Below are 19917 nucleotides of genomic sequence, written 5' to 3' on the forward strand. Positions count from 1 at the left end.
CAGCTTAGTTTCCATCAGGCCGCTCACTGGATCATCAAGGAGTTGACGGTTTTACCCTGGGTCTCGCCGGGACGTGTGCCCGGCGTGATTCAGTCGATGCTGGACATGGCACCGTCGTTCGTTTTACCGGAACGACGCGAACGGTCTTATCCTCGATCGGTCAGGCGCCGGCCGCAGAAGTATCCGGCCAAGAAAAATGCCAGTCAGTGTTAACTGACTGGCATTACCGCCAATCGGCGGGGGCTTTTCGTTACGGTGCTCTTCAATACAGTGCTCTTCAATACAGAGCGCTTCATTGCAGAGCGTGTGACCGGAGCCTGAGCGAAGCGTCGCCTCAGCCGTTGATCCACTTGTCGAAGATGGCGGCCTGCTCACCGGTGCCCTGCATCTGGGTCAGCCACTGATCGACGTAGGCCTTCCAGATATTGTCACCCAGCGGCAGCAGATAGCCCTTCTGGGAGAAGGTGAACGGCGCATCAGGATGCACGCTGCACAGCTCCGGATGACGGCTGGCCTGCAGCTGGGTCTCGATGGCGTCGGTGACCATCACATCGGCACGGTCTTCGATGATGTTGTTGAAGATGGTGCGGTTGTCGTTGTGCGCGACGCGCGTGGCATCGCTCAGGAATTCATTGGCGAAGCGCTCGTTGGTGCCGCCCGGGTTGACGGTGATGCGCACGCCGGGCTGATTGATCTGCGCGACGGTCTGGTACTTGTCGACGTCCTCGCAGCGCACGATGGGCGTCTTGCCGCCGGTCTGGTACGGCTGGCTGAAGTAGGCCTGAGCCTGACGGTCCAGCTTGACCGAGATGCCGGACATGGCGATGTCGCACTTGCCGGAGGTGAAGTCTTCCATCAGCGTTGGCCAGCTGGTCGGCACGGTCTGTACCGTGGCGCCCAGGCTCTTGGCCAGTGAGGCGGCCATGTCGATGTCGATGCCTTCGAAGTCGCCATTGTCTTCACGGTGGCTGAAGGGCGCATAGTCACCGGTGGTGCAGACCTTCAGCACCTGGCCTTGTTGCACGCGTGAAAGAGTGCTGTCGGACAGCGCATCGCTGGCGGCGGCCGGCATGGCGAAGGCCAGCGACAGGCCAGCGGCGGTCGCGCCGCCGAGAATGGCAGCGGAAAAGGCGCGGCGTGAAGATCTGCGCATTGGCTGTTCAGCGTTGGGTGTCATCAGGGTGTTCCCTTGTCGTTATGGTGGCAGGCTCGGCGTGAGGCCTGCCTCTGCTACTCGAGTGCTCGGCTATTCAAGCACTCAGTTATTCAGATGTTCGCTATTCAAGTGCTCAGCTATTCAGATGCTCTGATCGTCAATGTCTCGGCGGTGTGGCGAGCGCGGGATTCGCTCAGTCGAGCAGCGGGTCACGGCCCTTGCTGCGCAGCAGGACATAGACTGCGCCGCTGCCGCCATCCAGCTCCAGTGACGAGGTAAAGGCCAGCACGTCAGGCCATTGGCGCAGCCAGGCATTGACGTGGCTCTTGATGATGGGGTGATCGGCCATGCCGGTCCATGCCTTGCCATGCACCACCAGCACGCAGCGTGAGCGACGGGCGATGGCATCGTCGATGAAGGACTCGAGCTCGATGCGGGCCTGCTCCAGCGTATAGCCGTGCAGGTCGAGGCCCGCCTCCCAGGCGATCTCGCCGCGCTTGAGGCGCTGACGCTGGCGGTAGGGGAGATCGGGCACCGCGAAGTCGAGCAGCTGACTGGGCGTGACCGGCTCGACCTGACCATCGGTGGTGCGCGATGGCGCGCCGAGCGTGTCGGTCGAGGCTTCGCTGGCGGCTGCGCGCCGCGCCGCCAGACGCGCCTGCTCTTCCTTGTCGACGGGCTTGCGGCCGGGGTCGGCGCGGTTGGTGGTGATCTTGCGTACGCCGGCCTGCTTGAGGGCGGCACGGAAGGCGTTGAAGTCGTCGCCGGTATCCGAGCTGTCGTCGTGGTTGGGTGGCATGGCCGGGCTCCGCGGGCAATAAAATGGCAAGTCGCGCAGTATAGCGCGGCTGTTGTCGCTGTCGAAGACAGGCGGTTGCCACTGTCGAAGACAAACGGTTGTCGCTTGCGAAGACAAAAGCGGCAGGCGCGCCATCAAGGCATGCCAAGGGTCGCCGCCACGCCTCGTGAACGCTACAATGCCTGCGCGAGACGCCACCGGCCCCTCACGACTGGCGGCGCTCGTTGTCCATCTGTCCGCTTACAGGAATCACCGTGTCCACATCTTCCGCGTCCGACCTGCGCCATCCTTCCAGCCTCAGTGAGCCGGACTCCCGTCTCGTCGAGGAGCTGGTGACCCTGCGCGACCTGATCCGCTGGGCGACCAGTGAGTTCCACGCGCATCGCCTGCACTTCGCCCATGGCACCGATTCTGCCTGGGACGAAGCGGTGGCGTTGGTGCTGGGTGCGCTGCATCTGCCGTGGGACACGGACCCCGCCGTGATCGACGCGCGCCTTCTGACCATGGAGCGAGCGCGCATCGTGGCGCTGGTGCGTGAGCGCATCACCACCCGCAAGCCGCTGCCGTATCTGCTCGGCGAGGCCTTCTTCACCGGCGTGCCCTTCGATGTCGATGAGCGTGTGCTGATTCCGCGCTCGCCGATCGCCGAGCTGATCGAGAGCGGCTTCTCGGCCTGGTTCCCGGAACTGCCGCCGACTCGCGTGCTGGACATGTGTACCGGTTCCGGCTGCATCGGTATCGCCACCGCGCTGGTGATGCCGACCGCCGAGGTCGACCTGGTCGATATCAGTAGCGAGGCGCTGGAAGTCGCGCGTCGCAACATCGAACGCCACGACGTGGCAGGGCGTGTCATCGCGGTGCAGTCGGACCTCTTCGCGGGCGTGGCGGGCAAGCGCTATGACCTGATCGTCTCCAATCCGCCCTACGTGGATACCTTCGATCTCTCCAACATGCCGCAGGAATTCGGCCATGAGCCGGCGCTGGCGCTGGGCGCCGGTGATGACGGCCTGGATATCGTGCGCCGTATCCTGCGCGAGGCGCGTGACTACCTGACCGACGACGGCGTCTTGATCGTCGAGGTCGGCAACTCCGAGCGCCACCTGATGGAAACCTTCCCGGAAGTGCCCTTCATGTGGCTGGAGTTCGAGCGCGGCGGCAACGGCGTCTTCGCCATCGATGCCCAGACGCTGGAAGTCTGCGCGCCCGAATTCGCTTGAGCTGGCGGGCGCCTGACCCGGCGGATTTCGCTTGAGCTGGCGGGTGCCTGAGCTGGCGGGATTCGCCAGAAGCACGGGCGCAGGCCGCCAGGCTCTGCAACGCTTACGACAACTATTATCAGAACGCCGTCGGCCATGACCGGCGGCATCGCCTGAGGACCCCCTGAATGTCCGGAAATACCTTCGGCAAGCTGTTCACCGTCACCACCTTCGGCGAAAGCCATGGCCCGGCACTGGGCGCCATCATCGATGGTTGCCCGCCGGGCATCGAGATCAGCGAAGCGGATCTGCAGATCGATCTGGACCGCCGCCGTCCCGGCACCTCGCGCCACACCACCCAGCGTCGCGAGCCGGACCAGGTGCGCATTCTCTCGGGCGTGTTCGAGGGTCGCACCACCGGCACGGCCATCGGCCTGATGATCGAGAACACCGATCAGCGCTCCAAGGACTACGGCAAGATCAAGGACCAGTTCCGTCCGGCCCACGCCGACTACACCTATCACCACAAGTACGGTGAGCGTGACTACCGTGGCGGCGGTCGCAGCTCGGCCCGCGAGACCGCGATGCGTGTCGCCGCCGGGGCCATCGCCAAGAAGTATCTGGCGGGCCTGGGCGTGCAGGTGCGTGGCTACCTGTCTCAGCTCGGTCCCATCGAGCTTGAGGTCAAGGACTGGTCGCTGGTCGACACCAACCCGTTCTTCTGTGGCGATGCCGATCGCCTCGAGGAGCTGGAGCAGTACATGGACGCCCTGCGCAAGGAAGGCGATTCCGTGGGTGCCAAGGTCACCGTCGAGGCGACTGGCGTGCCGGTCGGTTTGGGTGAGCCGATCTTCGATCGCATCGATGCCGAACTCGCGCATGGCCTGATGAGCATCAATGCCGTCAAGGGTGTCGAGATCGGTGACGGTTTCGCCGTAGTCAGCCAGAAGGGCACTGAGCACCGTGACGAGATGACGCCGGAAGGCTTCCTCTCCAACCATGCCGGCGGCATTCTGGGCGGTATCACCAGCGGCCAGACCATCCGTGCCAGCATCGCCCTCAAGCCGACCTCCAGCCTGCGACTGCCGGGTCGCAGCATCGACGTCAACGGCGAGGCGGTCGAAGTGATCACCACCGGCCGTCATGATCCGTGTGTCGGCATCCGCGCCACGCCGATCGCCGAGGCGATGGTCGCGCTGACGCTGATGGACCACCTGCTGCGCCATCGTGGTCAGAACGCCGACGTCAAGGTCGACACGCCGGTGCTGCGCGAGGTGTAAGCCGCTTGCGGCGTTGCTGAGCTTGTAGAAAGACACGCCCCAGCCGTGGAGAGATGCCCTGCATCCTTCGTGGCTGGGGCGTCTTGCGTTGTGGGCTGGCTTGCGGAAAGTAAATAAGAAAAGACGTAAGTAGCAGGCTGCCCCCGTGTCATTCTCGCTGCTAGACTCGAATGGCATGCATGCCAGCGGACTCGCGCACCACGCCGTGCGCGGGCAGACAACACAAGGAATCTGCCATGAAGATCAATGTCGAATTCGACCTCACGCCGCAGGAATTTCGCCAGGCGATGGGCCTGCCGGACGTGGAAGCCTTCCAGCAGGAATTGATGGAGCGCTTTCGTCGCCAGATGGAGGCGGGTGTTGAAGGCTACGACCCCATGAGTCTGCTCAAGCCGCTGATGGCACCGGGCGCGGGCACGCCGTTTGCCAAGTTCATGCCGCCGGGCATGGCCGAGGGGATGATGGGCGGCGCGTCTGGCGCTGGCAATGCCGGGCAGGGCGCAGTGGGCGGCATGCCCGGCGACATGGGCGAGAGCATGGCCCAGGGCATGGCCGCCTTCAATCAGTATCAGAAGATGATGCTGGATACCCTGCAGCAGTTCGGTCAGGGCGGCGCGGAAGGCAAGGACGCTGACAAGCCGGAGTCTGCCGCACGCAGGAGTTCGGGCCGCAGTGGTGATCACGGCGCGGATCAGAAGGCAGAGCAAAGCGCCAGCCGGGCAGACGATGCGAAACCGGCCTCTGCGGCCAGTGCGCGCTCACGCGCCAAGCGCAGTTGATGACCGGCAGGCGCGAAGAACGCTCTTGGCTGACAGGGGCGTGAGGCATGCCCGGCCAATCCCATGACAGAAAATGTCCTTTGACAGTTTTCTGTCATGGGATTGCAACCACCTGAGGAGCAGACTAGTCTTTGTGCAGTGCAGCATATTGCTGTGCTCCACAGGTGGCGCAGAGACTTCTGCGCGCTGTCCCGGTACGGAATCCATGGGAGGAACCGTCATGCAGCAGGATCAGATGTTCAACGCCTTTGCCGAGCAAGCCCGCAGCTTCTACCAGCCGATGCGCAAGCTCAACACTCTGATGCTCGACCATATGGGCAAGATTGCCGATTATCAGATGGACGCTGCCAAGCGCTATACCGAGACTGGTCTCGAGCGTGCGCGTGCTGCCACTGAAATCAAGGGTATGGAAGAGTTCAGCGAGTTCAGCAACCGCCAGCTGGAAGTGGCGACCGAGCTGTCTCAGCAGATGATGGATGATTCCCTGAAGCTGGCCGAGATGGGCAACGAAATGCGCGCCCAGCTCGAACAGGCCTACTCTGACGCTGGCAAGGAAGCCACCGACAAGGCGTCCGCTGCCACAGAGAAAGCCGCTTCAGCAGCAGAGGACAAGGCATCCTCCGCTGCCAGCAGCAAGCCGGCTGCCGCGACAAGCCGCGCCAAGCAGAACTAAGGTATACCCTGAAAAGGCTGGCGCTTGCGCCAGCCTTTTTTTTGCCGTTTTCAGGCATTGCCCCTGCCGTGCTGGAAGGCGCATGCTGGAGATGAGCACGCTGGCACACAGGCTGTTTTGCTCTCGTATTTGCCGCGCGCGAATCCGACGGAAAGCAGACCTGCAGGAGGCAGGATGTTGCAGCTGACAGGGCATTACCGCTGACAGCGCACTTTGCTTGCCTTGGCATGCTCGCATGCAGCGCCCTGAAATCAGTCATGAACGGGCTTGAAAACAGCCGTGAGCGAGCTTGAAATCAGCCGTGAACGGGCTTGAATGCAGCCATGAAACGGGCTTCAACCCATCTTGTGAAACGGTCTTCAAAAACAGTCTGAAAAGCAGTGTCCGTCGCCAGTGAAGGCGCCCGTCTCACGAGAGGCGGCATGGCACTGCTCAGTGGTCAGGAAGGATTCGATTCGATGAAATCGTGCCGCCGGCAGATGCTCGGCAGCCAAGCTTCGATAGCCAATGACGTGATGGTCAATGACAAGGAGGAAGGGCGATATGGACTCAGCCCAGCAGCAGGCGTTCTCGCAGACATTCTCTCAGGCCTTTACCAGTCTGTTCCCCGACGGTGCTGAAGGCACGGAGTGGGCCAGCGTGATGCAGCAGGCCAGTGCCCAGTATCAAGCCTTGATGAGTGACATGCTGGAGCGCCTATGGCCCAGCGCTGCCGCTTCCACCATCTATGACGAGATGGGTCGTTGCTTCCAGGCGGGGGCCGAGGCCCTGGCACGTGACCCGCAACTGTTGATGTCGACCCAGACTCGCCTCTTCCAGGACCAGATGGCCCTGTTGCAGGGCACGTTGCGCGAGCTGAATGGCGAGAGCGTCGAGCCGGTGATCACGCCCGCGCGCTCTGACCGTCGCTTCCGCGATGAGGCCTGGCAGAGCGAGCCCTATTACCACTTCCTCGTGCAGCAATACCTGCTGTTCTCGCGCGCCGTGGACGACATGCTGGCCGGCATTCAAGGCCTGCCGGAGAGCCAGAAGCGCAATCTCGAGTTCTACGCACGCCAGTACGTCAGCGCCTTCTCGCCCTCCAACTTCGCCTCCACCAACCCGGAAGTGCAGCGCGTGACCCGCGAGACCGGCGGCCAGAACCTGCTCGACGGCCTGAAGCGTCTGCGCGATGACCTGGCCAACTCCGCCGAAGGCATCAATGTCGCGATGACCGACACCGAAGCCTTCCGTCTCGGCGACAACATCGCCGTCACGCCGGGTGACGTGGTCTTCGAGAACGAGCTGATCCAGCTGATCCAGTATCGTCCGGCCACCGAGAAGGCCTTCAGCACGCCGTTGCTGGTCGTGCCGCCGTGGATCAACAAGTACTACATTCTCGATCTGCGTCAGGACAATTCGATGATGCGCTGGCTGGTGGAGCAGGGGCACACCGTGTTCCTGATCTCCTGGCGCAATCCGGGGCCCGAGCAGAGTGATCTCACCTGGGCCGATTACATGCAGATGGGCCCGCTGGCCGCGATGGATGCCATCGAGCAGGCCACCGGCGAGAAGCAGGTCAACATCCTGTCCTACTGCATCGGCGGCACGCTGACGGCCAGCACCATGGCCTATCTGGCGGCCGAGAAGCAGTCCGACCGCGTGCGCTCGGTCAGCTACATGGCAACGCTGCAGGACTTCTCCGATCCCGGTGAGATCGGTGTCTTCCTCAACGAGCCGGTGCTGCAGGGCCTTGAGAAGCAGATGGCGCAGGACGGCTATCTGGATGGCCGCGTGATGGCGTTCTCCTTCAATCTGCTGCGCGAGAATGACCTGTTCTGGTCGTTCTACGTCTCCAACTATCTCAAGGGCGAAGCGCCGACCGCGTTCGACCTGCTGTACTGGAACACCGACGGCACCAACCTGCCTGCCGGTACCCATGCCTGGTACTTGCGCCACATGTATCTGGAGAACCGCCTGGTGCAGCCCGGCGGCATCGAGCTGGATGGCGTGCCGATCGATCTCTCGCAGATCGAGACGCCGAGTTACTGGGTCTCCGCGCGCGAGGACCACATCGCCAAGTGGCAGACCACCTACAACGGCACCCAGCTGCCCAAGGCCTCCATCAAGCGCTTCGTGCTCGGTGGCTCCGGTCATATCGCGGGTATCGTCAATCCGCCGCACAAGAACAAGTACGGCTACGCTACCAACGACAGCCTCCCGGCAATGCCGGATGAGTGGCTCGAGGGCACCGAGCAGCACGAAGGTTCCTGGTGGAATGACTGGCAGGCGTGGATGACCGGCAATGGCTTCGTGGAGCCGGAACCGGAGGTCTCTGCGCGCACACCGGGTGAGGGCAAACTCGACGTGATCGAAGCGGCGCCGGGGCGTTATGCGCGCCAGACCATTCCGGAAGTGCTGGGGCAGAGCGTGCCGGAAGAGATCACCAGCGTGGCGGATGCGCAGCTCAAGGCCGTGCGTGATGTGCAGCAGACGGTCGAGAAAAGCGTGAATGAAGCGCTCAAGCAGGTGACGCTGCCGCTGGAAGAGGCCATGACCGCGATGACCGAAGCCGTCACCGGCAAGGCCGCCAATGATGCCGGTGACACGGCGGGCAATAGCTCATCCAGTGCCTCCAGGGCTCAGGGATCGAGTGCCAGGCCTGCTGCTTCCAAGGCCGCTTCAGCTGCTGGGGCGCCAGCCGCTGGGTCGCCAGCCGCTGGGCCGTCAGCGCCGGTAAGCAAGCCCGCCGCGCGCAAGCGTGCTGCACCCAAAAGCACAGCCTCCAGGAGCACTGCTGCCAAGAGCACAGCTGCCAAGAGCACAGCTGCCAAGAGCGCAACGACCACCAGCAGCACGGCCAGCGACAGCACCGCAAAACAGAGCACTGCGAGCACGGTTGCCAGCAACACCGGTAGCTCAGCGACCAAGACCACCACGGCGAGAAAGACCTCCACGCCACGCAAGACGGCAGCCAGCAAGACGACCACTGCCAGCAAGACGACCACTGCCAACAAGTCAACGGCGACCAAGACGCCTGCAAGCAAGACGACTGCGAGCACGTCAGCCTCTGACAGCAAGCCGTCTGCATCCGGCACCTCGAGCAGCAGCACTTCTTCCACGGCTTCGGGCTCCAGCGCGGCAGGCTCCAGCGCTACGAAGCCCGCGACGACGCGCAAGAGCACTGCCAGCAAGACTACGGCGAGCAAGAGCACTGCCAGCAAGACTACGGCGAGCAAGAGCACGGCGAGCAAGAGCACCGCCAGCTCGACGGGAAGCGCGAGCACTGCCAAGACGGGTAGCAGCACCGGGGCTTCCAATCAGGGGGCTTCCCGCTCGAGCACTTCAAGTTCTGGTGCTTCCACTACCACCGCCAAGAGCGACACCGGCAGCGAAGCGCCCAAGCCGCGCCGTGGCCGTCCCTCCAATGCCAGCAAGGCCGCCGCCGCCAAGGCAGCGGAAGAGGCGAAGAAGGACGATGCCAAGCCTGCGGCAAGCAAGACGGATGGCGCGTCTGGCAATGCCAAAGATGACGACAAGAGTTGATCCGCGGCGCCACAAGCTGTGAGTCAGAACCGCAACGCCAGCCCTTCGGGGCTGGCGTTGTGCGTTCAGGCTGTGCTTTCAGGTCGGGCTTTCAAGCTCAAGCTGCGCTAGAGGTTTCTCGACGCCGCATCCCTTGCCCCTTCCAACAGTTCGATCATGGCGCTGGCGGCGTTCGAGAGGGTGCGGTTGTTGTGATAGAGGTAGCCGAGCTGGCGTTCGATGGGGCGGTGGTCGATGGGCAGGATCTCGATCTCGTCGTCGATCATGCTTTCCGGCAGGACGCTCCAGCCCAGGCCGATGGCGACCATCATCTTGAGGGTCTCGAGGTAGTTGGTGGACATCGAGACTTCCACCGAGAGGCCGTCACGCGCGAAGGTATCGATGACGATGCCACGCGTGAAGGTCAGGTGGCCCGGCAGCACGGCGTCGTGCTGTGAGAGGGCGGCCAGCGGCAACGCTTTGTGACCTGCCAGCGGGTGATCACGTCCGCATACGAAGCGCATCTCATCCAGCCACACCGGCACCACCGTCAGATTGGGATCGCGATGCGGTGCCAGGGTGACGACGGCCAGTTCCAGCTCCCCATCCAGTACGCCCTGATAGGCCTGTTCCGAATCCAGGAAGCGCATGTCCATGCGCACCTCGGGATGGGCCATGGTGAAGGCCTTGAGCAGCGGTGGCAGCCGGTGCAGGCCCACATGGTGGCTGGTGGCCATCGTCAGGCTGCCTTTTACCTCGCCGGACAGATTGCGCAGCGCACGCCGGGTGTCATCGTGCATCACCAGGATGGCGCGGGCGCGGGGCAGCAGGATATTGCCGGCCTCGGTCAGCGAGACACGCCGTCCGATGCGATCGAACAGCCGCGCGCCATGCAGTTGCTCCAGCTGGGCGATGCGCTTGGAAACGGCCGGCTGGGTGAGGTGCAGCTGCTCGGCGGCAAGCGAGAAGGAGGCGGTTTCGGCGACGGCGACGAAGGCCTGCAGAGAGGGTGTGTCCATGTGGGGCAGCTATCCTGTCATGAGGGCGTTCATAGGGGCATTCAGGGGAGCGTCAAGCGGGGCGATCGATACCGGCGCAGGCGGATGTACTCCTGATCACGACCTGATGAGTCATGGTATTCCTTTTGGGAATTCAAAGCATGAAAAACATGAATTGCTTTTATTCATTGTCGCCGAGTACTCTTGATGGCACAGGACGCGGCGGCGATGCTGGAGCCTGCAAGCAAGTGGTCACTATCCACGGGCTCGCACGACCGCCCCGCCATCAACACTGGACGACACACCCTCATCAAGGGGCCGTTACGAGCCCCGAGGCAGCAAGCGCGCTCTTACCGTAAGGCGCCACGAGGAGACACGACATGGCTAGCCAGACCCTTTATGACAAGTTGTGGGATCAGCACCTGGTCAAGCAACGCGAAGACGGTACTGCACTCATCTACATCGACCGTCACCTGCTGCACGAAGTCACGTCGCCGCAGGCATTCGAAGGGCTGCGTCTGGCCGGTCGCAAGCCGTGGCGTCTGGATGCCAACCTGGCAACGCCGGACCACAACGTGCCGACGTCTCTCAAGGAGCGTGCTGCCGGCATCGCGGGCATCGAGGACGAGACCTCACGCATCCAGGTGCAGACCCTCGACGACAACTGCAACAGCTTCAACATCGAGCAGTTCACCATCAATGATGCGCGTCAGGGCATCGTGCACGTGGTCGGGCCGGAGCAGGGCGCGACTCTGCCGGGCATGACCGTGGTGTGTGGCGATTCCCACACCGCGACCCACGGTGCCTTCGCGGCACTGGCCCACGGGATCGGCACTTCCGAGGTCGAGCACGTGCTCGCCACCCAGTGCCTGATCCAGCGCAAGATGAAGAACATGCTGGTGCGCGTCGATGGTCGTCTCGGCACTGGCGTCACCGCCAAGGATGTCGTGCTCGCCATCATCGGCGAGATCGGCACTGCCGGCGGTACCGGCTACGCCATCGAATTCGGCGGCTCTGCCATCCAGGACATCTCCATGGAAGGCCGCATGACCATCTGCAACATGGCGATCGAAGCCGGTGCGCGGGTCGGTCTGGTCGGTGTCGATGACATCACCATCGACTATCTCTACCAGCGCCCCTATGCGCCGAACGCCCAGCAGTGGGAAGCGGCCGTCGCCGACTGGCGCAATCTGGTCTCCGATGCGGACGCCGAATTCGACAAGGTCGTGGTGCTCAAGGCCGAGGATATCGCGCCGCAGGTCACCTGGGGCACCAGCCCGGAGCAGGTCACCAGCGTCAATGGCGTGGTGCCGGATCCGGCCGCGGCCAGCGATGACACCGAAGCGCGTGGCATCACCCGTGCGCTCGAGTACATGGGCCTCAGCGCTCAGCAGAAGATCACCGACATCAAGCTGGACCGCGTGTTCATCGGTTCCTGCACCAACTCGCGTATCGAGGATTTGCGTGAAGCGGCGCGCGTGGCCGAAGGCCGCACGGTCGCCAAGAGCCTCAAGCAGGCGATGGTGGTGCCGGGCTCTGGCCTGGTGAAGGCGCAGGCGGAAGCGGAAGGGCTGCACGAGATCTTCCTCGCGGCGGGCTTTGAATGGCGTGAGCCGGGCTGCTCCATGTGTCTGGCGATGAACGCCGACAAGCTGGGCGCCGGTGAGCATTGCGCTTCCACCTCCAACCGTAACTTCGAAGGCCGTCAGGGCTTCGGTGGGCGTACGCACCTCGTCAGCCCGGCCATGGCCGCCGCTGCCGCGATTGCGGGTCACTTCGTTGATGTTCGTGACTTTGCCCCCATCCCTACCAACAACACTCAAGTCGCCTGAGGAGGCCCGACATGGAAAAGTTCATTCGCCAGCAGGGCCTCGTGGCACCGCTTGATCGCGCCAACGTCGATACTGACCTGATCATCCCGAAGCAGTTCCTGAAGTCGATCAAGCGCACCGGCTTCGGGCCGAACCTCTTCGATGAGCTGCGTTATCTCGACGAGGGCTATATCGGTCAGGACATCAGCAAGCGTCCGCTGAATCCGGACTTCGTGCTCAACCAGCCGCGTTACGCGGGTGCCAGCGTATTGCTGGCGCGTCGCAACTTCGGTTGCGGTTCCTCGCGGGAACACGCGCCCTGGGCACTGACCGACTTCGGCTTCCGCGTGGTCATCGCGCCGAGCTTCGCCGATATCTTCTACAACAACTCGTTCAAGAACGGCCTGTTGTTGATTACCCTCGACGAGGACACGGTGGACCGTCTGTTCAAGGAAGCCGAGGCGGTGGAAGGATATCGTCTGGATATCGATCTCGAGGCACAGGCGGTCATCACGCCGTCCGGTGAGTCGATTCCCTTCGAGGTCGACAGCTTCCGCAAGCATTGCCTGATGGAAGGCCTGGACGATATCGGTCTGACCCTCAAGGACCAGGACGCCATCGACAGCTTCGAGAAGCGCCATCGCACCGAGCGTCCGTGGCTGTTCCGCGACGGCAAGACGGCCTGACCTGGCCAGCGTCGCGTCAGTCAGCGCCTGACATCGCAACATATTCGTCATGGCTCGCCGTCCAGAATGGCGGCGAGCCCAGTCTCAGCACCGACGGTGAACCGTCGGTCTCGCCGGAAGACTTCCGGCCCAAGGAGAGTTCCAGATGAGCCGCAATATCCTGATTCTGCCCGGTGATGGCATTGGCCCGGAAATCACTGCCGAAGCCGTGAAGATCCTTGAAGCCGCCCGCAGCGAAGGTCTGGACATCACGCTGAGCGAAGGCAAGGTCGGTGGTGCAGGGTATGACGCGGCCGGCCACCCGCTGCCGGCGGAAACGCTGGAGGCGGCCAAGGCGGCGGACGCCATCCTGCTCGGCGCAGTCGGTGGCCCGCAGTGGGACAAGCTCGAGGACATCTCGCTGCGTCCGGAACGCGGCCTGCTGGGGCTGCGCAAGGAGCTCGAGCTGTTCGCCAATCTGCGTCCGGCGATTCTCTACCCGCAGCTGGCCGAGGCCTCCAGCCTCAAGCCGGAAGTGGTGTCCGGTCTGGACATCATGATCGTGCGTGAGCTGACCGGCGGCATCTACTTCGGTCAGCCGCGTGGCATCGAGACGCGTGATGGCCAGCAGGTCGGTTACAACACCTACGTCTACTCCGAATCCGAGATCGAGCGCATCGGTCGCACCGCCTTCGAGATGGCGCAGAAGCGCAACAAGAAGCTGTGCAGCGTCGACAAGGCCAACGTGCTGGAAGTCACCATGCTGTGGCGTGAGGTGATGGAACGCATCTCCGCCGACTACCCGGATGTCGAGCTGTCGCACATGTACGTCGACAACGCCGCCATGCAGCTGGTACGTGCCCCCAAGCAGTTCGACGTGGTGGTCACCGGCAACATGTTCGGTGACATCCTGTCGGATGAGGCCGCCATGTTGACCGGCTCCATCGGCATGCTGCCGTCCGCCTCGCTGAATGCGGGTGGTCAGGGCATGTACGAGCCGTGCCACGGCAGCGCGCCGGACATCGCGGGCCAGGGCATCGCCAACCCGCTGGCGACCATTCTGTCGGTGGCCATGATGCTGCGCTACTCGCTCAATGAAGCCGCCTGGGCCGAGCGCATCGAGAAGGCGGTCGGCGTGGTGCTGGATGAAGGTCTGCGCACTGCCGACATCGCCTACGCCGGGACGCGCAAGGTCTCCACCTCCGAGATGGGCGATGCCGTGCTGGCCGCCTTCAAGGCCCAGGCGTAAGGCAAGGCCCGCGTGAACGCCGCAAGCCAGCGGCGTTCACGCGATGATCATGGGGGAGCTCGGCGTGCGTCGCCGGGTTCTCATGTCAGGACCTGCGGCTGGAGCGTTGGGCAAGGCTCGCCTCGTGTGAGTTGCCTGTGCTCGCTGCGGGTCATTCCTGTGTCGGGAGCGGTGGTGTCTTCCATGCTCCCGGCCGTGCATGAACAAGGAGAACAAGCATGTTGAAAGTCGGATTTGTCGGTTGGCGTGGCATGGTCGGTTCCGTGCTGATGCAACGCATGCGTGATGACAACGATTTCGCCGGTATCGAGCCGGTATTCTTCTCCACCTCCCAGGTCGGTCAGGCCGGTCCTGACGTGGGCACGCCGGTGCCGGCGCTCAAGGATGCCAATGACATCAATGAGCTGAAGGCGCTGGATGTCATCGTCACCTGTCAGGGCGGCGACTACACCAAGCAGGTGTTCGGCCCGCTGCGCGAAGCCGGCTGGAAGGGCGACTGGATCGATGCGGCCTCCACCCTGCGCATGGACAAGGACGCCGTGCTGGTGCTGGACCCGGTCAACCGTCATGTGATCGACCAGAAGATCGGCGCCGGTGCCAACACCTTCGTCGGCGGCAACTGCACCGTCAGCCTGATGCTGATGGGCCTGGGCGGCCTGTTCGAGGCCGGCATGGTCGAGTGGATGACCTCCATGAGTTACCAGGCGGCGTCCGGCAGCGGTGCGCGCCACATGCGTGAGCTGCTGACCCAGATGGGCCAGCTCAATGGCAGCGTGGCATCAGAGCTTGCGGACCCGGCCAGCGCCATCCTCGACATCGACCGCAAGGTGACCGCCACCATGCGCGGCGATGACTTCGCGACCCAGCAGTTCGGTGCGCCGCTGGCCGGCTCGCTGCTGCCGTGGATCGATTCCGCGATGGAATCCGGTCAGACCCGCGAGGAGTGGAAGGCCGGTGTCGAGGCCAACAAGATTCTCGACAGCCAGGGCAACCCGATCATGATCGATGGGCTGTGCGTGCGTATCGGTGCGATGCGTTCCCACTCCCAGGCCTTCACCGTCAAGCTCAAGCAGGACGTGCCGCTGGACGAGATCGAAGACCGCCTTGCCAAGCACAACGACTGGGTCAAGGTCGTCGCCAATACCAAGGAAGACAGCCTCAAGCACCTGACGCCGGCCGCTGCGACCGGCACCCTGACCGTCCCGGTCGGCCGTCTGCGCAAGCTGGCGATGGGTGGCGAATACCTGTCCGCCTTCAGTGTCGGTGACCAGCTGCTGTGGGGGGCCGCGGAGCCGCTCAAGCGCATGCTGACCATCCTGCGTGAACATCGCGCGGCCTGATCGCACTGTGTAGCAGCATATCGTCGGGTTCGTTGCGAGCCTGACCTGAAAACGCCCTCGGCTCTCTGGAGTCGAGGGCGTTTCTCTTTTGCACGTTACGTCTTGGAAGGTCGGTGATTTCAGGTAAGAGATAGGTCACTGATGTCGCGGCGAGTACCAGATATCTCAGTCTTTCCTGCGCATTTTTTGCGATTTTGACTGGCGCTTTTGATGCATGATGGCAGGGAGGTGTTTTTTACGGGTATCGTAAAGGGGATATCGTCGAGCTGGTCACTCGCGATATGACGCCTCTGCGGCCTTTATCGATCGTGGGCCGTCACTCTATCGTTGAAACTTTTTCCACTTTGCCAATGGCTTCCCGCACTCTTGGGACGGACTCTCTGGTATCTTGTGTAAGTATACGTAACATAATGCGCAGGCCGGGCAATGATTCGGCCGCATACGAAGGGACACTCAATGGGACGCAAGCTTCCTCTCGCACTGGCGGTGTCGTTCGCCGTCTACAGTGCTCAGGCCTTGGCAGTCGGCATGGAATCGCCGCGGTTGCGCTCGAATCTGAATCAGCCACTGGACGCGCGCATCGGCCTCACGGATACCTCGGGCCTCGATGCCAGCCTCATCAAGGCCGGCGTTGCCGATTCTACCGCCTTTACGCGAGCGGGCGTCGATCGCAGCTATGTCAGCGATGACATCAAGGTTGCCGTCAAGCAGCAGGGTGGGCGCTACTACCTCCAGCTATCCACCAATGGCGCGGTACGTGAGCCCTATGTGGACCTGCTGCTGGATGTCGAATGGCCCAATGGCAAGCTGCAGCGTCAGGTGACCCTGTTGTTCGATCCGGCGGGCTATTCGAGTCAGCCGTCATTGGTGACACCTGCCGGCGCGCGCTCGCGACCGCTGGCCACCAACGATCCCTCGCCGACGCGTTCCGTGGTGTTCCGCGACAATGCCCAGCCTAGCCAGGCTGCCTCGCGCAGTGCGTCATCCAGCACGCCACCCTCCAGCATCAAGGTGCGCAACGGTGATTCGCTGTGGACGATCGCGCGTCGCGTGCGTCCGGATGCCAGTGTCAGCATCCGTCAGGCCATGCTGGCGATTCAGGAAGCCAACCCCAGGGCCTTCCCGGGCGGCAACATCAACAAGCTGCGTGCGGGAGTGGTGCTGAGCGTGCCGGACCGCAGCACCATGTTGGGACGTTCGCGTACCGAGGCCGACAAGGAAGTGCGTCAGCAGTATCAGCAGTGGGTCGCGGGCGCGCAGGGCAAGACCGTGCCGGCTCCGGCCAGCAAGAAAACCGCTGCGGCCAGCACATCGAACGAGCCCTCCGCCAGTGCTGCGCCTGCGGCCACGGCCGCACCGAGCGGGCCCGCCAGCGCGGGTGCCGACGGCAAGCCGCGTCTGACGCTGCTGGATGAAGACGGCAGCAAGCCCAAGGCGGCGGCAGCCAGTGGTCAGATCTCGGCGGGTAGTCAGCAGGCAATCGATGAACTGTCCGATCGCCTCGAGTCGCTGGAAGATCAGCTGCTGACCAATCAGCAGCGCCTCGATCAGCTGGAGCAGGAGCGTGATGACCTGCGCAGCGAAGTGGCCTCCCTGCGCAACGAAGTCGGTGAGCTGCGAGCGTCGCTGGCAGAGCGTACCGAGCAGCTCGAGACGGCCAAGGTGCTGCTCGCCAAACAGAATCGTCTGCTCGTCAACAGCGGTATCTCGCCGTTGGCGTTGCCGGAAAGCCTGATCGCCGCCGGGGTGGACCTCGGTCAGCCGCGCGACGGCGAGGGCAACCTGGTGTTGCCCAAGCAGCCGTGGCCTCAGGCGACCTGGCAGTGGGTGCAGGACAACCTGGCCATCGTTGGCGGGGCGGCCGGGGCATTGCTGCTTCTGTTGCTGCTGTTGTTGCGTCGCCGCTCCGGTTCCGGGGGCGATGAGAACATGAGCTTTGCCGATGCGGTCCGCGGCAATGAAGAGCCCGACCAGGACAAGCCACGCGTCTTCCCGGATACCTTTGCGGCCTCGACTGCCGCTGCTGCCGCGGGTCACAAGTCATCCGCGTCTGAAGATGCCAACGTGGCGGCGCGCCGGGGTTCCGGTAGTCTCGAGCCGCTCTCCCAGCCGGAAGCGGCGGCGATCAGCGAGGCGGACATCTTCATCGCCTACGGCCGCTTCGATCAGGCCCAGGCCCTGCTGGAAGCTGGTCTGGTGGAAGATCCCGCACGCCAGGACCTGCGCCTCAAGCTGATGGGAGTCCATGGCGAGCTTGGCAACGCCGAAGCCCTGCATCATGAAGGTGAGCAGGTGCTGGCGGCCGGCAATGAAGAAGAGCGCTTCGAGGCTCAGGCGCTGCTGGATCGCTACAGTGTCTCAAGCAGTGCGCTGCGTGCTGTCGCAGGCGGCGGCGCGAGTCAGGTGGGGCGCAAGGTCTCCTATCTGTCGGGGGTGGCAAGCCAGCAGGCGGCAGCGCCTCGCGCGCCGCTTGAAGGGCGTGACAAGGCCGATGATGCGGCTCGCGGCCCGGCAGATGCATCCGCCACGGGCTCTGACGCCCCCCTTGATGACCAGGACGATGCTAGCGCGCTGCCTGACAGCGAATCGCATGCCAGTGAGGGCGTGAGCGAACCGCTGGTCGAGCACGCTGCCGATCAAGGCGTCGCGTTCGAGCCGGGCCTCAAGGGCGAGGATCTCGAGAAGGCGCCCGTGCGTGAGAGCCACTTCAACAGCGACAACGTGATCGATTACCAGGCGCCGGAATTGACGCTGGGGGATGCTGGTCACGCTGATGGCGAGAAGGGCACTGATGCCGCGGCATCCAAGGCGGCGGATAGCGCGCTCAAGGGCGAGTCCGTCGAGTTTACCTCACTGCGTGAAGAGCTGGATGACCACTCCGCGCTCGAGAGCGGTGCCGCGAGCGAGAAGAACGGTGCTGCAAGTGAGAGCAGTGGCGCAAGTGAAGGCAGCGCTGCGAGCCAGAAGCCGTATGAGGTGTCCAGCAAGCCTTCAGCCGCAGTCGATGGCATGGACGAGTTGCCGTCACTGGATAGCATGACGCTGGAAGAGGTGGACGTGCCGCGGCGTGATATCTCGGAATTCGAGGTCGAGGAAGTGGCGTTCGAGTCTGGGGATCAGGATAATGCCTATCCCTCTGTCGAGTCGGCAGGGTTTGGGGCTGGCGCCCAGGATACCGTGGCATTCCAACAGCTCGAGGAAGCCCGTCAGTTGTTGGTGGATGGCGATGATGATCAGGCGGCTGCGCTGCTTGAGCCGCTCGCTACTGCCAGTGATGACATGGTCCGTGAAGAGGCGCTGGCGTTGATGGAGCGCTTTGGTCTGACCTGATGCCCTTTTTTACACCGTTGGATGATAACGAGAAACGCCCGGGGCGCATTGCTCTGGGCGTTGAATATGATGGCACCCGCTATTGTGGCTGGCAGCGTCTGAGCCACGCCCCCTCCGTGCAGGAAGCGCTTGAGAAGGCCTTGTCCAAGGTCGCCTCCACGCCGATTACCGTGCATTGCAGTGGCCGCACCGATTCCGGTGTGCATGCCGTGCGTCAGGTCGTGCATTTCGATACCCCCGTGGGCCGCAGTCGCAAGGCCTGGCGCATGGGCGGTAACGTCAACCTTCCCCCCGATATCGGGATTCATTGGGCCGTGCCGGTGCCCGATGATTTCCATGCGCGTTTCAGCGCCATCGCCCGTCGCTATCGCTACATAATCATCAACCAGCCGTTTCGGCCGGTGATGGAGCGCAACAATGTCACCTGGTGTCGCGAGCCGCTCAATGTCGCCGACATGCAGGCCGCGGCGGCGCATCTGGTGGGCGAGCTGGATTTCTCGGCGTTCCGCGCCGCAGGCTGTCAGTCGCGTTCGCCGCGCCGTCACGTGCACTTCATTGAAGTCAGTCGCCATGGCCATATCGTCATGATCGATATCCAGGCCAATGCCTTCCTGCATCACATGGTGCGCAATATCGCGGGCACCTTGATGGCCATCGGGCGTGGCGAGAAGCCTGTCGAGTGGATCGTCGAGCTGATGCGCGGAGGAGATCGCACGCGCTCGAGCGCGACGGCAGCGGCGACAGGGCTTCACTTCGTCGATGTCATCTATCCGCCGCGCTATGCGCTGCCCAAGGAACCCCTGGGGCCTGGTCTGGTCGCACATCTTGGCGAGTGGACGGGCGAGCGCCCGTTGCCGGACTGCCCGATGGTGCGCTCACGCATGGCGCGCGCCGAGGCCGAGGGTGCCGAAGAGGCGCGTGCGGCAGGCAAGCTCAGTGAGCAGGAGGCCATCCGGCTGGCCAACGTGGCCCGTGAAGCCGAGCGCCTCAGTCGCGAGCATGAACAAGCGATTCCTGCGCCAGGCGATCCTGCGGCAGGCGACCCTGCGGCAGGCGATCCTGCGCCAGGCGACCCTGCGGCAGGCGCCGAGGATGACACGCTGACGGCTGCCACCCAGAATGAATCCTCACGTTGAA

At 63.5% G+C, this 19917-nt stretch carries 13 protein-coding genes and 2 pseudogenes; 12 read left to right on the forward strand and 3 right to left on the reverse strand.

Going from position 1 to position 19917, the window contains the following annotated elements; genetic code table 11:
• Nucleotides 1-213 (forward strand): annotated as a pseudogene (locus IZU87_RS04830) (IS4 family transposase); the annotation flags it as partial.
• Between the two features lie 121 nt (nt 214-334).
• Here the strand turns inward: IZU87_RS04830 and IZU87_RS04835 are convergent.
• Entirely contained in the window at nt 335-1177 is an 843-nt protein-coding gene (locus IZU87_RS04835) for a transporter substrate-binding domain-containing protein (protein ID WP_213113858.1), read from the reverse strand.
• Nucleotides 1178-1349: 172 nt separating this feature from the next.
• Nucleotides 1350-1955: a Smr/MutS family protein gene (locus IZU87_RS04840; protein WP_213113859.1), complete on the reverse strand. Its 606-nt coding sequence runs from the start codon at nt 1953-1955 to the stop codon at nt 1350-1352.
• 254 nt (nt 1956-2209) lie between these two features.
• Between IZU87_RS04840 and prmB the strand changes: the two genes are divergently transcribed.
• From prmB to phaC, 5 genes and pseudogenes are all read left to right on the forward strand, one after another.
• Nucleotides 2210-3172: a 50S ribosomal protein L3 N(5)-glutamine methyltransferase gene (gene prmB / locus IZU87_RS04845; RefSeq protein ID WP_213113860.1), complete on the forward strand. Its 963-nt coding sequence runs from the start codon at nt 2210-2212 to the stop codon at nt 3170-3172.
• Nucleotides 3173-3339: 167 nt separating this feature from the next.
• Entirely contained in the window at nt 3340-4431 is a 1092-nt protein-coding gene (gene aroC / locus IZU87_RS04850; protein ID WP_043335551.1) for a chorismate synthase, read from the forward strand.
• A gap of 236 nt (nt 4432-4667) precedes the next feature.
• The gene (locus IZU87_RS04855) at nt 4668-5210 is read left to right on the forward strand and encodes a DUF6489 family protein (RefSeq protein WP_213113861.1); all 543 of its coding nucleotides are present in this window, start codon (nt 4668-4670) and stop codon (nt 5208-5210) included.
• Nucleotides 5211-5430: 220 nt separating this feature from the next.
• Nucleotides 5431-5883, forward strand: coding sequence for a phasin family protein (locus IZU87_RS04860; protein ID WP_213113862.1), 453 nt, complete (start codon nt 5431-5433; stop codon nt 5881-5883).
• Between the two features lie 642 nt (nt 5884-6525).
• Nucleotides 6526-8289 (forward strand): annotated as a pseudogene (gene phaC / locus IZU87_RS17620) (class I poly(R)-hydroxyalkanoic acid synthase); the annotation flags it as partial.
• Between the two features lie 1226 nt (nt 8290-9515).
• Here phaC and IZU87_RS04870 read toward each other — a convergent pair.
• Nucleotides 9516-10406: a LysR family transcriptional regulator gene (locus tag IZU87_RS04870; RefSeq protein WP_054554935.1), complete on the reverse strand. Its 891-nt coding sequence runs from the start codon at nt 10404-10406 to the stop codon at nt 9516-9518.
• Nucleotides 10407-10765: 359 nt separating this feature from the next.
• Here IZU87_RS04870 and leuC point away from each other — a divergent pair, with 359 nt between their 5' ends.
• The 6 genes from leuC to truA all read left to right on the forward strand — a co-directional run bounded on the left by leuC (nt 10766) and on the right by truA (nt 19916).
• A complete protein-coding gene (gene leuC, locus IZU87_RS04875) occupies nt 10766-12217 on the forward strand; it encodes a 3-isopropylmalate dehydratase large subunit (RefSeq protein ID WP_054554934.1) in 1452 nt (483 codons plus the stop codon).
• 11 nt (nt 12218-12228) lie between these two features.
• A complete protein-coding gene (gene leuD / locus IZU87_RS04880) occupies nt 12229-12882 on the forward strand; it encodes a 3-isopropylmalate dehydratase small subunit (RefSeq protein ID WP_107335256.1) in 654 nt (217 codons plus the stop codon).
• Between the two features lie 145 nt (nt 12883-13027).
• A complete protein-coding gene (gene leuB, locus IZU87_RS04885; RefSeq protein WP_213113864.1) occupies nt 13028-14110 on the forward strand; it encodes a 3-isopropylmalate dehydrogenase in 1083 nt (360 codons plus the stop codon).
• Nucleotides 14111-14328: 218 nt separating this feature from the next.
• Nucleotides 14329-15450: an aspartate-semialdehyde dehydrogenase gene (gene asd / locus IZU87_RS04890; protein ID WP_192838485.1), complete on the forward strand. Its 1122-nt coding sequence runs from the start codon at nt 14329-14331 to the stop codon at nt 15448-15450.
• 456 nt (nt 15451-15906) lie between these two features.
• Nucleotides 15907-18780, forward strand: a complete 2874-nt coding sequence (locus IZU87_RS04895) for a type IV pilus assembly protein FimV (RefSeq protein WP_213113865.1) — start codon at nt 15907-15909, stop codon at nt 18778-18780.
• Entirely contained in the window at nt 18780-19916 is a 1137-nt protein-coding gene (gene truA / locus IZU87_RS04900; protein WP_213113866.1) for a tRNA pseudouridine(38-40) synthase TruA, read from the forward strand. The genes IZU87_RS04895 and truA overlap by 1 nt, the downstream gene beginning before the upstream one ends.
• Nucleotide 19917 lies beyond the last annotated feature (1 nt).

This window comes from Cobetia sp. MC34 (assembly GCF_018340035.1).
Lineage (GTDB): Bacteria > Pseudomonadota > Gammaproteobacteria > Pseudomonadales > Halomonadaceae > Cobetia > Cobetia amphilecti.

Bases quoted from the DNA above. Each gene is read 5' to 3' on its own strand.
- IZU87_RS04835 (WP_213113858.1), bottom strand. From the start codon at position 1,177: ATGACACCCAACGCTGAACAGCCAATGCGCAGATCTTCACGCCGCGCC.
- IZU87_RS04840 (WP_213113859.1), bottom strand. From the start codon at position 1,955: ATGCCACCCAACCACGACGACAGCTCGGATACCGGCGACGACTTCAAC.
- aroC (WP_043335551.1), top strand. From the start codon at position 3,340: ATGTCCGGAAATACCTTCGGCAAGCTGTTCACCGTCACCACCTTCGGC.
- IZU87_RS04855 (WP_213113861.1), top strand. From the start codon at position 4,668: ATGAAGATCAATGTCGAATTCGACCTCACGCCGCAGGAATTTCGCCAG.
- IZU87_RS04860 (WP_213113862.1), top strand. From the start codon at position 5,431: ATGCAGCAGGATCAGATGTTCAACGCCTTTGCCGAGCAAGCCCGCAGC.
- IZU87_RS04870 (WP_054554935.1), bottom strand. From the start codon at position 10,406: ATGGACACACCCTCTCTGCAGGCCTTCGTCGCCGTCGCCGAAACCGCC.
- leuC (WP_054554934.1), top strand. From the start codon at position 10,766: ATGGCTAGCCAGACCCTTTATGACAAGTTGTGGGATCAGCACCTGGTC.
- leuD (WP_107335256.1), top strand. From the start codon at position 12,229: ATGGAAAAGTTCATTCGCCAGCAGGGCCTCGTGGCACCGCTTGATCGC.
- leuB (WP_213113864.1), top strand. From the start codon at position 13,028: ATGAGCCGCAATATCCTGATTCTGCCCGGTGATGGCATTGGCCCGGAA.
- asd (WP_192838485.1), top strand. From the start codon at position 14,329: ATGTTGAAAGTCGGATTTGTCGGTTGGCGTGGCATGGTCGGTTCCGTG.
- IZU87_RS04895 (WP_213113865.1), top strand. From the start codon at position 15,907: ATGGGACGCAAGCTTCCTCTCGCACTGGCGGTGTCGTTCGCCGTCTAC.
- truA (WP_213113866.1), top strand. From the start codon at position 18,780: ATGCCCTTTTTTACACCGTTGGATGATAACGAGAAACGCCCGGGGCGC.